The following is a 15,377-nucleotide window of genomic DNA, read 5'->3' as shown; positions in this document are numbered from 1 at the left end:
AAGCCGCCTCTCTCGTCTCTAATCTGTAGGCTCGGAGAGCCGTTCTTTCGTCAAACCCTTACTCGTCTTCTTTCACGCCCATGAGCGTCATAGCAAGTTTCCAGGTTTCCTTATTCTCGAAGCTGTCGCGCTTGCCGCCGCCGTAGCGGGCGTGAGCAAATTCCTCAAGCAAGGGCTTCCAGCCGTCAAGTTTACCATCAGCCACGAGAGCATCCAAGTTCACAGCGGAGGCGGCGGGCATTTTATCGGCAGACATTCCCGCAGCAGTTCCTTCGGCAGCTCCGAACTTTTCAAAGGCATATTCCTTGCAGATTCCTTCAAGCTCCAAGAGCCATTCGCGGCTGTCGGCAACCATCACGCGCTGCTTCAAGACCACCATCTTTTCGCGCAGTGCATTTTCAAACGCACTCTTCGCTGCAGCCGTAGCCCGTGCATTAGCTCGCTTGCGCATGCGCCACAACGCCGCAAGCAGTACACAAGCACCAACTACAGCGCCTGCAATAAACGGCATCGCATTGAACGGCGCATCGACACGTATAGGCACACTCTCGCTACGCAAATCAAGCGACTGGCCCATCGGCGTCGGGATTTCAAAACGCATTGCGGGGATGTTCAGATTACCCGTATCTTGCATAACGAGCTTGTAGTTGAACGTGATCTGTGCCATTTCCTTGCCGTCCTTTACCGAGCGGCTAGATTCCTGTGACACGCCCAGCTGCAAAATGCCCTTCGCATTAGCAGAACTCGTCGGCACCACGAGAATCGCGCTCCCATTCACGCTCCACGAAACCGTCACCGGGAAATTGATCGTATCGCCCACTGTCGCCGAGAGCGGCGCATTTCCAGCAGCATTCCCGGCACTTGCCGCATTCCCCGCAGTAATTGTAATCCCGAGCTGTTCCGCCGTCGGGAGCACAGGCATTCCCGCGGAATCTCCGTCAACAGGACCTGCATCACCGACTGCGTTCGAACTGTCTGCGACATCCAAAACACCTGGAGAATCCCCCAAGTCATTTGCAGGCACCACAAGCGCCGTATCCGGCGCATTTTCTTTCACCAAAGCGGCATTTTCAGCACTCGCCGCATTCTTTGACTTAGACTTAACCTTTGCAGTCTTGGATTTCGCATTCTTTTCTTTCATACGCAAAGAATATACAAAAAAAGACACCTATAAAAAGGAAAAGCCCGCACAACGTGCGGGCATGATAACTTAAAGCAATTCGAAACTTCCACTCATTAGAACGGACGAATGAACAAACCGTTCAGCAAGGCAGAATACATCGAGAGCAAGATATCCGGGAAATAGCTGCTACCGGTGTTCGAAAGCGTCTTTGCATTCACACCATTCGTGCAAAGGCTAAGCCAAGTCGGGTTGTCAACAATACCAGTAACGCACCACGCACCATACCAATGGCTCGGCACTGTAGTACCTTTAGTGTTGTCAGGACCAATCGCCAGATTCCATGAGTAATAGACAGAAAGGGCAGCGTCATCCGGATTGTTTTTCGCCCTGGTCGAGATAAACTGGTTCAGCTGAGTCAGGATTGTCGCCGCACGCGGATCCTGGAACCAATAGTAATCCCAGGCAATTCTCCACGGGATACGCACAGATTCCTTATTGAACGTATACCAGGTGTAAGTTTTTTCGTTTTTGCCGGCTGATTCATTGGGCGGATTCACAGCATTGCCCGTAGCATCACTCCAGTCCGGAAACACGCCTGTACCCATAGCCTGAACATTTTGCATGTACGTATACATCGCATTCAAAACGCCCATCCAATCATGAGACGGGTCCACCATCGCAAAGAGTCTAAGGGCTACAGGAGAGAAGTAACTCAGGTTGTAAGTCGGATTTGCTTTCTTCCATATGCCTTCATCCCCAGAATAAAGGAGCAAGGTCGTCGGATTGACTTCCAGATCCCAAATAGCGCTCACAAAAGTCAAAGCATCCTGCAAGTACATCTCCTGGCCAGTCCTGTAATACATAAGGATCAAGGCCGTCGCAATATCTTCATCGGCGTCCGTGGCGCTGGATTCATCAACTTTCCTCCAGTAGAAGGACTCTGTAATCCACGGCATAAGCCTTCTGTTGGCATATGCTCTAAAGCCCTTCGTATAGTTCCACAAACGGCGGAAGGTTTCATCATCCAGATTGAAGTAAGCAAGGAGCATACCGTAACCAATGCCTTCAGACACCGTACAGGCTCGGGCTCTCCAATTGACTGCAGTCGCATCCTCTACGTAGCAATAATCCCTATAATAACCACTAGCCTGATTTTGCCAGATAACACGGCCGACACCGCCCAGCGGGTTATTGACCGGATCATAAGTAAAAGCCGCAGGGAACACATAACTGAAGTCTACAGCCAGAGACGGATAGACAGCCATTTCCTGTTCTTCAGTCGTGTAATGAAAGCTTCTCCAATTCAGATAATGGTTCATAGCAACATCCATGTTTGCTACAGGAGCAAGCTGCGGATACACGACCGGTGCAATAGCGGAGCTAGCAGGAGCAGGAGTCGAGCTAGTCGGAGTGGGCGAAGATGTCGGCCCCGGATCAATAGCAGAAGAACTTGTTGGAAGCGGAGTCAACGCGGAGCTTGGCGTCGGATTGTCAGGTGAATTCGGATTATCGTCGCCACAGGCGCCCAGTAAAAAAGCCGAGCCGACCAAGGCGGACAACAGGAATTTCTTGCAAATCATAAAAGCCTCTTAAAGCAGGATTGGTAAATGCGAATGTAATATATATAAATATAGCTATTAGCGAAAAAATGAAAGTAAAAATGAATTTTACCTGTGAGCAAAAACAATTTTACGCAACAAACGAAAAGGGCCGCTTGCGCGACCCTCTTCTGAAATTCTTGCGAATCCTGAATTACTTCAACACGATCTTGTTGGTGAAGTTGACGGACTTGCCAGCAACGCGAACCATGTAGACACCTGCATCGAGAGAAGCGAGGTTGAGAGTGGAGGAAGCGTCGACAGAACCCTTAGCAACAACCTGACCCTGGAGGTTCAAGACTTCAGCAGTGGCAGCAGACTTGATGCCAGCGATGGAGAGAGAACGGCCAGAAAGGATAGCCTTTGCAGAGGATGCGCTACGAACAGCCTTGATGCTGGTGCCGTTCGGGCAAGTTTCAGTGTACGGGCCAATTGCAGCGATGTTGAACTTGTAGCTACCATCAGAGGTCTGGAGCTTGAACTTCACTGCGACGAGACGCTTTGCAGCTTCCGGACCAGTAATCTTTGTAGCTTCCTTGTACCAGGACGGCATCTTAAAGTCAGACCAAGCGAGAGACTTCACCTGAATAGAAGAAGCCTTGGCGAGACCTGCGGCCGGGTTTGCGTAACCGATTTCAGAATCGAAGTCACCGAGACCGAGTTCGAGAGACGGACCAGTTTCAGCAGTATAAGAAATGCAGAGACCACCCCAAGAGGAAGCGTCAGCCGCTGTCGGGTCACCACCACCGACAGCCTGGCCAGCAATGTTGAAGCCGATACCGACGAACGGCTGATAGCTCAAAGTACCCTTGTCGAGGACAGCAGTACCGCAAACGCCCTTGCAGTGATCGATAATCGGGTCAAGAGCGGTATCATCGTAATCGTTACCCGGGGTTACCGGCCACTGAACTTCAGATCCACCACCGTCAAGCTTATCGTTATAGGCCCACCAGTAACCGGAAGTTTCGGAACCATTGTCAAGACCCGTGTGAACCTGGGCAGAGCCTTCTGCACCAACCCAAAGCTGGAAAATACCGTCATCAAGTGCTGCAAAAGAAGCAGATGCAACAACAAGAGCCGATGCAATTGTGAGTTTCTTATTCATAATTCTCTCTCTTTTTTTAACTGTTTTACCCAAAATGGGTGATTTGGACAACAATATATTTTATTTTTTTTCAAAATGCCATACCTACAGCCCCTTGAAAAAAAAATTTACATAGTCGTCAACAAACCACCATTTCTTTCCTAATATAATACCTAATATAATACATTGGACGCTGCCAAAGTACATACAACTTTTATTACAAAAAACTTCTGTATATTTTATCACATAAAAACAAACGCAACTTTTTTATTACGATTCAGCTATTTCATTCTGGCGCGCAGAAAGCTACATTACATTTAATAAGTTGTCGTTCCATCTCACAAGCGGGAATGGCAGAATAAACAGGGTGACGGTGTAAAAACTGAAGAGGACGTAAAAAGCCTTGTGTTACAATGGTAAAAAAAAAATTAGGCTAAAATGTTTACTATCTTCAGTTTAATTAGATAATTTTTGTCAAAACAAAAGGAAAACACTCATGAAATTGACAAAGCTCCTGACAGGCTTCTTGGCATGCGCAGCAGTATCTGCATTCGCTGCCGGAGCCGCAACAGCAACACCAAAGAAAGTCGGCCCAGTTTCTTATTATGGCGCCCTCCACACAAGCGGAAACAAGATCGTCGGCGCAAAGAACAACCAACAGGCGATGCTCCGCGGCGTTAGCCTTTTCTGGTCCGATGCAACTGGCGACTCCTATTATAACCCTACAGTCATTTCGTGGGTCGTTGACAATTTTAAGATTGACGTGTTCCGTTATGCCATGGGTATCGAATACTACGATAGCGATGGCGGCACAAAGAACAAGGTCGATGCAGGATCATCCTACAAGGAAAACCCTTCTGGACAGTTGTCTATGATCGACCGCATGGTTCAGGCCGCTATCGAAAACGACGTCTACATCATCATCGACTGGCACAGCCACAGAGCCCACCAGGAAACGTCCTTAGCCAAAGAGTTCTTCAAGACGGTCTCTGAAAAGTATAAAGACGTTCCGAACGTCATTTACGAAATCTACAACGAACCGGTCAATGGCAGTGGTGGTGACTGGGGCGCAGTCAAGAGCTATGCAAGCACAATCTGCCCCGCAATCCGTGCCAATACGCAGAACCTGATCATTGTCGGTACACCGAACTGGTCTCAGCATCCGGAACAGGGTGCAAGAGATCCGATATCTTCTACAAATATCGCATACGTTTTGCACTTCTACGCGGCAACCCACTCTCAAGGCAGCTACGGCGGAAACGTGACTAGCGCTCTCAGCGCCGGCTATCCAGTATTCATTAGCGAATGGGGTACGACCAACGCCGACGGTAATGGCGATCCGAACTCCAGCGCAACAAGCGCCTGGACAAGCTTCATGGACCAGAACAACATTCCGAACTGCAACTGGAGCCTTCGCCAGCAGACCAGCCACGTTGACGAAAAGAGCGAAAAGTCAGCAATCTTCGCAGGCAACAAGGCACTCGTGACAGCCGCAGATCTTGACGCAGCAACACTCACCACTTCTGGAAACATTGTCAAGAGCTACCTCACCAAGAACGCCCGCGCTTGGGCCGACTCTCTCGTCAAGGGCAAGAGCGGCAGCTGCTCCTTCAAGGCAACGACAGCCAAACAGACCGAAGGCAAGATTTCTGGCGTCCTCAAATCTGGCTGCACATATACATCCAGTAACGAAAAAGTCGTATCCATTTCTGGAAGCGACCTCGTCATCAACGATTACGGTTTTTCCATCTTGACTGGCAACGACGGCTCCCAGTCCGTCGTAACGATCACCCAGGTTGCAGGTCAAACAATTCCGAACCTCGAAAACGTCACCTGTTCATTCTCGGGCACCTGCAAGTCTGGAACAACGACCGGCAGAACACTCGATTTCGACGGCGACGGAACCAACGACTATATCCTCACAATGGATGACAAGACAAGCGAAGGTTCCAAGTTCACGATCACATCTCTCGATCCGACAATTGTTGATGTAAGCAAGACCACATGCTCCAACAAGAACTGCTCCAACACCCAGAAGAACGAGAAGGTCTGGATGCTCCACTTCAAGAATTTCGGAAAGGCAAAAGTCGTCGCTACAGCAGCCGCAATTCCTGGCTTCCGCGCAATGCAGGACACCTTCGAAATCGAATACAAGAAGGGTGATGCCCGCATCTCGAATTCGTTCAAGAACCAGAAAGTCGCAATCGGCGCTGTCGCCACCGAAGGCCTCCCAGATGCAACCCTCACCGGCAAGGCTCCGATTACCTACACTTACAATGGCAAGCCGACTTCGGAATACATCACCAAGCAGGGCACAGGATTCGTCGCCGGCGCATCTAACGCAATCATCGTTGTCACCGCCAAGGCTCCGGAAACCGACACTTACGCAGAGCTCAACAGAAAAATCACCATCATCATCGGCGATAGCGCTTCGGCAGTCAACATGCAGGAATACCAAGAGTTCATCAACCCCTCGATTGCAATCAAGCCTGTCCGCAAGGTTGCAAACAGCCTCCAGGCCAGCATGAACGGCTCGATGCTCCACTTTACGACCAAGAACACAGGTCTCGTGAAGGTGGATATCTATGATGCTCTCGGCGCAAGCGTAAAGCAGATGTCCGATGTCTATGGCAAGGGCAACCACGCCATCGACCTCAAGGGTCTCCCGAACGGTTCCTACACGCTGATCGTCCGCCAGGGCAGCCAGAAGGCCTCCATCCGCTGGACCAACAAGTAATCGCTTAGATTCTTGAAAGTTTAAAAGACCGCAGCAATCCGCTGCGGTCTTTCTTTTTACAATGCTTCGGATTCTTCGTACGCTCCGCATACCCAGAACGACGCAAGAAACAAGTCCGGAAAGTTACGGTCTACATTACTGGATTCCCGCACCGTTCAAGCGGTATCGTTTGTCACCATTGTGAATAACGATGTTATTGCGGATACGTTGCACAAAGGGCGTATTTTGTTTTTCAGCATCACCTGTTCGCGAAAAGCGCGGGTCAATAGACTGTTCCCTATCATCTACAACAAAACTTCCGATTCGTATTCCTCCATATATAGCTCCTGCACGTAGCGAATCATTTGCAAAATGGATACAATCGCTAGAATTAGTTTCACTACAAACACGCAAGAAAATATCTAAGGGCCATCCTCTCCATTCCTTAAAAATTGGCACGTTCGCTTCAAATTCAATTTCATTATTCCCATCAAAAGTCATCACTGTATCGGCCCCCTTTATTTCGATTTTGCGGCTATACACTTTCATAAAATCAACAGAATCAGAAAGCGGAACATCATAAGTAATAACGGCCAAAGTATCCAGCATACCCTCTTGACGATAGCCGTTAACATATAGCGAAGCCTTCATCTTGCGCGTCAGGTTGCCGAAGCCCACATTCTGGATGCGCAGCTTAGCCTTGAAAACGCCATCGGCACCGACCTTATCCGTAATCCAGGATTCGCGCAGCACAAAACGATAACCCAGATGGTCGTTGATGTACTTGAAACCTGTAAGCGAGTCAATTTTTGTGCCGTCATATTCAAAATCTTTCCCTTTAAAATGCGACTTCTTCCAGCTGTCAATCAGGTTGTTGTTCCACTGTATATTCAGATAGCTCGTATGCGTACGGAAGCCTTCATACGCAAGGAACTCCGGCGTATTGATGACTTCGTAGCCATTGGGCGTAGTAAGCGCTTCGCCACCGTATGGCGTGTTGATGCCGTACTTTTCAAGCCAGGCAACACCCTCTTCACGGCAGATGGACGTCTTACAGTCCGCGCCCCAGGTGCCGTAATCGTATTGCGTTCCCAAGTAGCCGTCATTGAACATTCCAACACGGTACATCGTGTCGCCCTTGGCTTTCGCAACCTCTGCAAACTTTTCGCCATCAATATGGAAGTCCACGCCCCAGTTATCAAAGCCAAGCACCTTCGCCGAATAGTTTCCCGTTCGCGTAAGGATCTTGAGTTCGGGAGGTGTGCTGCGGAGCATCAAGTTCGTCGCTTCGGCAACGCGGTCGTAGGTAATGCTTGTGTCGGAATGCATTTCGCCATAGGCGCCGTGCATGCCCATTTCGAGCGCCACAATCACGTCCGTATTCTTCGAGAGCACTGGCGCAAGCTGCTCTACATGACGCAACACCCACTTGTTCTCCGGCGTAACATTGCTCCGGCCATTATACCACGGGTCATAACAAATTCGCACAATCACGTGCCCACCATCCTTGCGGATGTTGTCAAACGTCTGTTGCAACACATTCAAGGCATCTTCCGTGAGATCCTGGCTCTTGCCCCAAGTCGTATCCTTCTTGCCACCCGTCGTATCAATCCCGAACCACGCGCGGCTGCTGAATTCCGAAATCTCGGCTCTCAAATGCAACAATTTGCCATAAGGTTTTTCAATCGGCTTACCGCCCGAGGGCTTTATATGCAACACCTGCGGCGTGTAGAATCCGCGATCGAAATTTGACAGCGTCTGCATGGCATCGGTCGTGTCTATACTTTGCTTTACAAGTTCCGCTGCAAAAACCGACGACTGGAACAGCGCAAGCAAAAGAACAGCCTGCGAAGCACACCCCCAAAAGCCTAAACGAGAAAAATGAAATATCATAGAATGAATATATATAATTAAGCACAAAAAGGAACCCACCGGCGTAGCCGGTGGTTCTTCATATGCGGGCCCTGCCCTAGGATACTAGCCACGCGTCACGTCGCGTAACACGATCTGCCACTTGCGAGTTTTCCTTACCGGCGGCCCGTAAACGGGCTATAGTTTTCCCAGCATTGTCAACTGTTCTCCGTACTGGTCTTCCTTCAGCTGATTTTGAATATACGTTGCAATCCTTGCCGTATTTTTACCAGTCGTGTCAACATAGTAGCCGCGACACCAAAATTCCCTGTTACGGTATTTGAACTGGAGTGATTTGTACTTTTCGTAGATCATCAGGCTACTTTTCCCTTTCAAGTACCCGACAAAACCCGAAACGCTCACTTTGGGTGGAATCTCGACCAACATGTGAACGTGATCCGGGCAAACCTCAGCCTCCAAAATATTGACCTGTTTCCATTCGCAAAGCTTTCTCAGGATTGCCCCGATTTCAACCTTTTTCTCCCCGTAAAAAACTTTCCTTCTAAATTTAGGAGCAAACACAATATGGTATTTGCAGTTCCACGATGTATGAGCTAATGTGTTATTATTTCTATAATTCATTTGAAATCCTTTGATTTTATTGTTATGCAGTTGGCAGACCGCATATCAACAGTAATCAAGGGATTTCTTTTTATCCGAGGACGCAACGCCAGAAGGCTCTTTTGAACCACCAGCCTAGCTGGTGGTTTTCATTTATACAAAAAACCCGACGAAAAAATCGCCGGGCCTTTTGGGTTTTATCGCTGTTCAAAACGAAAAGAGAACAAGCTTAGTCAACCTTCACGAAAGCGTAGCCGAGAATGACCTTTTCGCTTGTAGAACGGTTAGCAAAACGCTTGATGCGGACTTCAATAGATCCTGCTTCCGGAGCCACGAAGTCAACAAGTTCGTACGGGTTCTTGGCCGATGCAGAATTCTTGATACGGGTACCATTCTGCCAGACGCTCAAGTCGATATCCTGAGCCACATTCTTGTTTGCCAAGGCATATTCACCAGAAGTCAACCAGGAAATAGCAAGGCGGTAATGCTTGCCCTTCTGGATGCTGTATTCCGTGAAGACAATTTCTTTATTCGAATCGAAATTGCTGTTGTTTTCGCCCTGCCAGAAACGCCAGCGATATGCATCAGACCAGGTGAAGCTGGAATAATGCGGAATGCCGGCCAAGAAGCGGCTTGAACCGTCAACATCATAATCCGAATTTTCAACGGACTTGCTGCCAGCGATCAAGAGAGCCTTGACAACTTCCGGATGCCACCACAGGAAGTGGTGCTGAGAAAGCATGTTAGCAGTCATGCCTGCCATAAACGGCGTTGCAGCACTTGTACCATTGAAGGTGCCGTTATACGTCTTACCAGAAACGGTATAAGAAGCATCGCCCGGGAAGCGGAAGCTCGTATAGTTGGCCACTTCAGGCTTGTCATTCAGAGCAATCGAGTTCTTGGAAGACGAATACGAAACATACATATTGTCAACCGGAGAGACAGCGCCAACAGAAATGGCATTCAATGCTCTACTCGGAGAACCGATATAGCTTTGTCTGCCGCCATTGCCAGCAGCGACAAATTCTACAACTCGGTTCGTATAGATGTAGTTGTCCATAACAGCATCATAAGAAGTATAGCCATTATCATCCAGGACAAAGCTCCAGGACTGAGAGCCAATCATGATCGGCTGGGCGTAGTTGCTCACGTTCGTCGGATAATTCACGCCATCGATACCATAAATCATAGCTTCAGGAGCGGTAGTCTGCAAGACCCTCGTAACGCCAATAACATGCGTAGCATAACCCGGGCAAGTTCCCAAGCGTGTATAATAGCTTGTATTCACGTAGCTAAGCGGAGGGCAGCCACCTTCGTTATAATAGACGCCGACGCCCTGGCCCTTAACGCCATTGTTATGTGCATAACTGGTGACACCAGACTTCTGAAGGATATACGAATAATCTCTGTAATCCTGAGAACCATAAGAAAGGTTTGGTTCAACTTCCTTATATTCAGTGATGTACTTGGTTTCGCTGCTTGCAAGTTCCTTTTCAATTTCGCTAGCCGTCAAGTATGCCGTACGCGGCGAGACAAAAGTCTTCTTGGAATCATTGTACTTCTTCTCGCGCTTTTCAGCCTTCGAAAGATACTCTGATTCGCTAACCTTGGTACCATTCAGCCAGTAAGCCTTCTGATTCGTATTCGGGTTGAATTCATAACGTCCACTAACAGTCGGCAACGGAATATCATTCGTCTTGACATCGTTAATGACAACCTTCATCTTCTGAACGTCAGAATCCTTGATTGCGTAGTCCAGAGCGCCCTTCTGAGCACCGCCACGGCGACCCAAAACGTCAGACTTCAGAGAAACCTTACGCTTCTGAGCATTGCTCTTCTGGGCTTCAACAAACTTCTTAACGCTATTGCTCATTCGAGAAGTAGCCGGTGCGGATTCATCGGCCCATTCTTTATCTGTAGACTTAACGTCATCAGAAGTTGCTGCATAAGAAGCGGTTCCTCCTACAAGAGCCGCCACTGCTGTTATTGTCAGCATTTTTTTATTCATGTTTTACTCCTATTTTATGATACAAACGTATCACAAAATAAATGTTAATAAAATAACATGATACTTTGCTATGATTTCTAGCTATTTTTACTTATTTTATTATTACAATATTATTATTGCAGTTCAAATTAATACTAATAAAGAAGAATTAGTTTACTTCATAAGAAACAAACAACATTTCAACACAGCTAAAACAACATAAAATCAAGTTTTATCTCCAGTTTTTCTCAATACAGAAAAGCCGCAGCTTTTAAGCTGCGGCTTTTCGAATAGCACTGGATGGGGCAAGCCCCAACTGATGCTTATTTCTTAGAACGATGGCTGTTCTTGATCCATTCAGTCTTGTGGACTTCCGGAATGTCATCGAGCAAGCGGAGCGTGTGCGGTTCGTTCGTGTTGTCGAGCACTTCAGCAGGAGTACCCTGGTTCACGATCTTACCGTCGTGCATGATGAAGATACGGTCAGAAACGTAGTTTGCAAGACCGATATCGTGGGTCACGAACACCACGGTCATCTTCAGCTCGTCTTTCAACTTGCGGAGGTAATCGAGGATGTTTGCACGAACGCAGGCGTCCACCATGGAGGTAGCTTCGTCAGCGATAAGGACCTTCGGACGGAGTGCGAAGATACGGGCGAGAAGCATACGCTGCATCTGACCACCGGAGAGTTCGAACGGATACTTGCCTTCGATATCAGCCGGGGTAACGTTCACAGCCATGAGGCCTTCGTCAACGCGGCGACGGACTTCTTCCTTGGAGGGCTTGTCCTTCAAGATGTTGAGAGCGTCTTCGAGCTGGCTTCTGATGGTGAAGAACTGGTTGAAGCAGCCGAACGGGTCCTGGAAAACGGACTGGACTTCGTTCCAGTGGTCCTTCAGGTTCTTGATCGGCTTGTCGCGATAGAGGAACTGACCGCGAGTCGGCTGGTAAAGGCCGAGCATGATCTTGGCAAGCACGGACTTGCCGCAGCCAGAGCCACCCACGATGGAGATGAATTCTTCGTCATAGATGTCGAAAGAAACGTCCTTAACGGCAGTCTTCAAGTTCTTGCCGGCACCAAAGTCCTTGCTGATGCGCTTGGCAGAAAAAACAATGGGCTTATCACTTTGCATAATCGCACCTCACGTCACGATCGCCGACAATGCGGAGATTCTGGGTATTCTTCTTGCAGTCCGGGCATGCCTTGCTGCAACGCGGAGCGAAGCGGCAGCCCACAATCTTGTTCTTGAGGCTAGGAGGAGCACCTTCGATAGCCACCGGATGGCGGCCACGCTGGCTTGCCTCGGTACTGAGCATAGCGCCCATCAAGGCCTGCGTATACGGATGACGCGGATCCTTGACGACCTGTTCTGCAGTACCCTTTTCCACGATTTCGCCTGCGTACATAATGGCGATGTTGTCTGCCACGTGGTAGAGGAGCGGAAGTTCGTGGGTAATAAAGATCATCGTGGAGAAGATGCCCTTGTCCAAGAGATCGAAAATCATCTTGATCACTTCCTTCTGCGTGGAAACGTCCAAAGCAGAAGTCGGTTCGTCAGCAATCACCATCTGCGGGTTCAAAAGCGTGGAGATACCGATCACGGAACGCTGGCGTTCACCTGCAGTAAGCTGGATCGGATAGGAGTTCAACACGCGCTTCGTGTCCATACCGAACAAGTCAAAACGTTCACAAAGGCGGTCGTAGACTTCCTTCATGTCGATGGCCTTGCCGGGCTGCTGGTGGGCAGCGATCACGTCGGCTGCGATATCCTTGATCTTGCGGACCGGGTTCAGAGCGTTGAATGCGCCCTGCGGAATCATGGAGACCTTCTGAGCGAGGACGTTTGCACGGACGTCTTCGATGCTGCGGTTCATGAGAGATTCCATGTGGTCACCGCTCTTGACGCGAACGTCACCCGTTTCCGGATAAAGCGGCGGAATGCACATACCCATAAGGCCAGAGACGAGCGTGGACTTACCGCAACCCGATTCACCGGCGATACCGAGAATTTCCCCCTGCTTCATGGAGAAGGACACGTCTGTAACAGCGTGAGTCTTGTCTCCAAAACGGCCGAGGTAATAAAGACCCAAGTGGTCAACTTCAAAAACATTATCAGACATTTTTTACCTCTTACTTGCGCAGACGCGGGTTGAAGACGCCTTCCATAGAAGTGTTAATCAAGTACAGAGCAAACACCGTGAGGGTAACGACGATCGTTGCCGGGATGAATGCAATCCAGATGGAGTCGGAGAGAGCACCGTTGTCCTTAGCCTGGTTCAAGATGATGCCGAGGCTGGTGGAATCGACAGGGCCAAGACCGATCATGGAGATGGAGGCTTCGGAAAGGATACCGGAAGACACCTGCATGATGAACACCATGAACACGTACGAGAGCAAGTACGGAAGCACATGCTTGATCACAATCGTGAGAGTCGATGCACCGTTGATGCGAGCAAGGGCAATGTGGTCGCGGCTACGGAGAGAAGATGCCTGAGCGCGAACGGCACGGGCAGACCAGCTCCAAGCGGTAAGACCGATGATGAGACCAATCAAAGTGAGGGAACGGCCATCCTTAACAGCGGAGCTGATAAGAACGAGAATCACGAACTGCGGAATCACGATGAAGATGTTGGTGAGCATGTTGAGCACTTCATCAACCCAGCCACCGCGGAAACCGCCGAACAAACCGATAAGCACACCAATCGTCGTAGCAATGATACCAGCAACAAAGCCCACGTAGAGGGAGCTGCGGAGACCGGCAATCAAGAGGGACACGTAGTCACGGCCAAGGTGGTCGGTGCCGAGCCAGTGAGCAGAGCTAGAGCCTGCATACGGGCCAGCGACGATATCACGAGCGTGAGTGTCTACGTTGTAGAAAAGAGGTCCAAAGATGGCGATGAGGAGCGTGAGCACAAAGATGGACACGCCTATCACGAACATCGGGGACTTGAGAAGGTTTCTTAAAAGCTTACCCATGATTACTTACCTCCCATCTGGAGACCGGCCTTGACACGCGGGTCAAAGACAGCGATCAAAACGTCAACTGCAAAGTTTGCAACGAGAACGCAAGTAGAGATCATCAAGGTGCAGCCCTGAATCGTTGCGTAGTCGTTCTTCTGAATGGCATTGAGCATTGCCATACCGAGACCCGGATAAGAGAAGATCATTTCGGTAATGAGAGCGCCACCCACCATGGCACCAAGGCTCTGGGCAAGACCAGTGAGCTGCGGGAGCATAGCGTTGCGGAACACGTAGCTGATGATCTTGCCTTCGCGAAGACCGAGCCACTTTGCATACTTCATGTAATCAGTACCGAGTTCGTAAATGGACATGGAACGCATACCCGTTGCCTGACCAGAAAGAAGAATCGGGAACACAGAGAAGAACGGGAGCACGTAGTACCAGCTGACGCTCTTGAAGCAAGTCCAGCTGAACGTGAGTTCCGGAATGTCCGGGCTGTAAGCGCCCATAGCCGGGAACCAGCCGAGCGTGATGGAGAAGAGAGCCACCAAGAGCATACCGAACACGAAGAACGGCACACCGTTTAAGAACATGGCGCACGGGAAGAATACCTTGTCGAAAATGCCGCGCTTGTATGCAGCGAAGGCACCGAGAAGGTTACCCACGATCCAGCCGAGAAGAATCGTCGGAGCCTGGATTGCAAGCGTCCACGGAAGGGACTTCTTGATAACATTCGTCACCGGTTCGTTGTTCTGGTAAGAGAGACCGAGATCGCCGTGGAACACGTTGCCCACATAGCGGAAGAACTGGGAAACAGCGGAAGCGAGCTTCGGATCGGTCTTCATGACCGGCTGATCGACCATGACTGTATCGATACGTTCGGCCTGAACCTTTTCCATGACAGGGACTTTATCTGCAGCTGCCTTAGCGACCTTTGCACCCTTCTTGGCCTTCTTGACTTTCTTTGCCTTTTTAGCCTTCTTGCCCTTCTGAGCGACTGGGGACTTTTCAACAAAGACCGGATTGCCAGCTTCATCGAGCTTCTGGCGTTCGACCATCACCGGATTGCCGGCTTCGTCAACGACCTTGACGACGTTCACGACCGGCTGGCCGTTTTCGTCGAGCTTGGGAACCTTCTGCATGACAACGTTGCCGTTTTCATCAGTTTCAGGTTCATAGATAACATTACCATTTTCATCAACTTCGGCCATACCGAAGGAGACGAGGAGTTCAGCCTTCTTCTTCTGAGCTTCAGTCGGAGAAAGGCCCTTACCGGCTTGACCCATGATGATGTCAACCGGGTTGTTGTCGCCGAGACGCGGCAACGCAAAGTTGAGTGCCACTGCGCAGACGAAGGTCAGCAAGTACCAGAACGCCTTCTGCAGGACATAACGTAGCATAGGATATTGTTTAAGCATTGGTAGTCCTTTATCCT

The 15,377-nt window shown here is 49.5% G+C and carries 11 protein-coding genes; 1 reads left to right on the top strand and 10 read right to left on the bottom strand.

The features are described from left to right. Positions 1–58: 58 nt before the first annotated feature. The 3 genes from B7990_RS10995 to B7990_RS10985 all read right to left on the bottom strand — a co-directional run bounded on the left by B7990_RS10995 (position 59) and on the right by B7990_RS10985 (position 3,826). Entirely contained in the window at positions 59–1,141 is a 1,083-nt protein-coding gene (locus B7990_RS10995) for a BatD family protein (protein WP_088640993.1), read from the bottom strand. A gap of 95 nt (positions 1,142–1,236) precedes the next feature. Next, positions 1,237–2,703, bottom strand: a complete 1,467-nt coding sequence (locus B7990_RS10990) for a glycosyl hydrolase family 8 (RefSeq protein WP_088640992.1) — start codon at positions 2,701–2,703, stop codon at positions 1,237–1,239. A gap of 172 nt (positions 2,704–2,875) precedes the next feature. Beyond that, complete coding sequence (locus tag B7990_RS10985; protein WP_088640991.1) at positions 2,876–3,826, bottom strand: T9SS type A sorting domain-containing protein; 951 nt, start codon at positions 3,824–3,826, stop codon at positions 2,876–2,878. A 475-nt stretch (positions 3,827–4,301) separates the two neighbouring features. Here B7990_RS10985 and B7990_RS10980 point away from each other — a divergent pair, with 475 nt between their 5' ends. Further along, positions 4,302–6,542 (top strand): cellulase family glycosylhydrolase, encoded by a 2,241-nt coding sequence (locus B7990_RS10980; RefSeq protein ID WP_088640990.1) that lies wholly within the window; start codon positions 4,302–4,304, stop codon positions 6,540–6,542. Between the two features lie 135 nt (positions 6,543–6,677). On the opposite strand, the gene B7990_RS10975 is transcribed toward B7990_RS10980, so the two are convergent. The 7 genes from B7990_RS10975 to B7990_RS10945 form a co-directional block, all read right to left on the bottom strand. Then, the gene (locus tag B7990_RS10975) at positions 6,678–8,414 is read right to left on the bottom strand and encodes a DUF4832 domain-containing protein (protein ID WP_088640989.1); all 1,737 of its coding nucleotides are present in this window, start codon (positions 8,412–8,414) and stop codon (positions 6,678–6,680) included. Positions 8,415–8,570: 156 nt separating this feature from the next. Further along, positions 8,571–9,014 carry an IS200/IS605 family transposase gene (gene tnpA, locus B7990_RS10970; RefSeq protein WP_088639245.1) on the bottom strand — a complete coding sequence of 148 codons (444 nt, stop codon included), beginning with the start codon at positions 9,012–9,014 and terminating at the stop codon, positions 8,571–8,573. Between the two features lie 208 nt (positions 9,015–9,222). Continuing rightward, positions 9,223–11,001: a S8 family serine peptidase gene (locus B7990_RS10965; RefSeq protein ID WP_088640988.1), complete on the bottom strand. Its 1,779-nt coding sequence runs from the start codon at positions 10,999–11,001 to the stop codon at positions 9,223–9,225. Positions 11,002–11,303: 302 nt separating this feature from the next. Continuing rightward, positions 11,304–12,113, bottom strand: a complete 810-nt coding sequence (locus B7990_RS10960) for an ABC transporter ATP-binding protein (protein ID WP_072829887.1) — start codon at positions 12,111–12,113, stop codon at positions 11,304–11,306. Next, positions 12,103–13,101: an ABC transporter ATP-binding protein gene (locus tag B7990_RS10955; RefSeq protein ID WP_088640987.1), complete on the bottom strand. Its 999-nt coding sequence runs from the start codon at positions 13,099–13,101 to the stop codon at positions 12,103–12,105. The genes B7990_RS10960 and B7990_RS10955 overlap by 11 nt, the downstream gene beginning before the upstream one ends. 10 nt (positions 13,102–13,111) lie before the next feature. Then, positions 13,112–13,957 carry an ABC transporter permease gene (locus B7990_RS10950; protein ID WP_072829891.1) on the bottom strand — a complete coding sequence of 282 codons (846 nt, stop codon included), beginning with the start codon at positions 13,955–13,957 and terminating at the stop codon, positions 13,112–13,114. Between the two features lie 2 nt (positions 13,958–13,959). Continuing rightward, positions 13,960–15,360, bottom strand: a complete 1,401-nt coding sequence (locus tag B7990_RS10945; RefSeq protein WP_088640986.1) for an ABC transporter permease — start codon at positions 15,358–15,360, stop codon at positions 13,960–13,962. Positions 15,361–15,377: the final 17 nt, after the last annotated feature.

The sequence above is a fragment of the Fibrobacter sp. UWB4 genome, from assembly GCF_002210345.1.
Taxonomy (GTDB): Bacteria; Fibrobacterota; Fibrobacteria; order Fibrobacterales; family Fibrobacteraceae; genus Fibrobacter.
The sequence above is the reverse complement of the archived record's forward strand: the minus strand, read 5'-3'. Positions and strand labels throughout refer to the sequence as shown.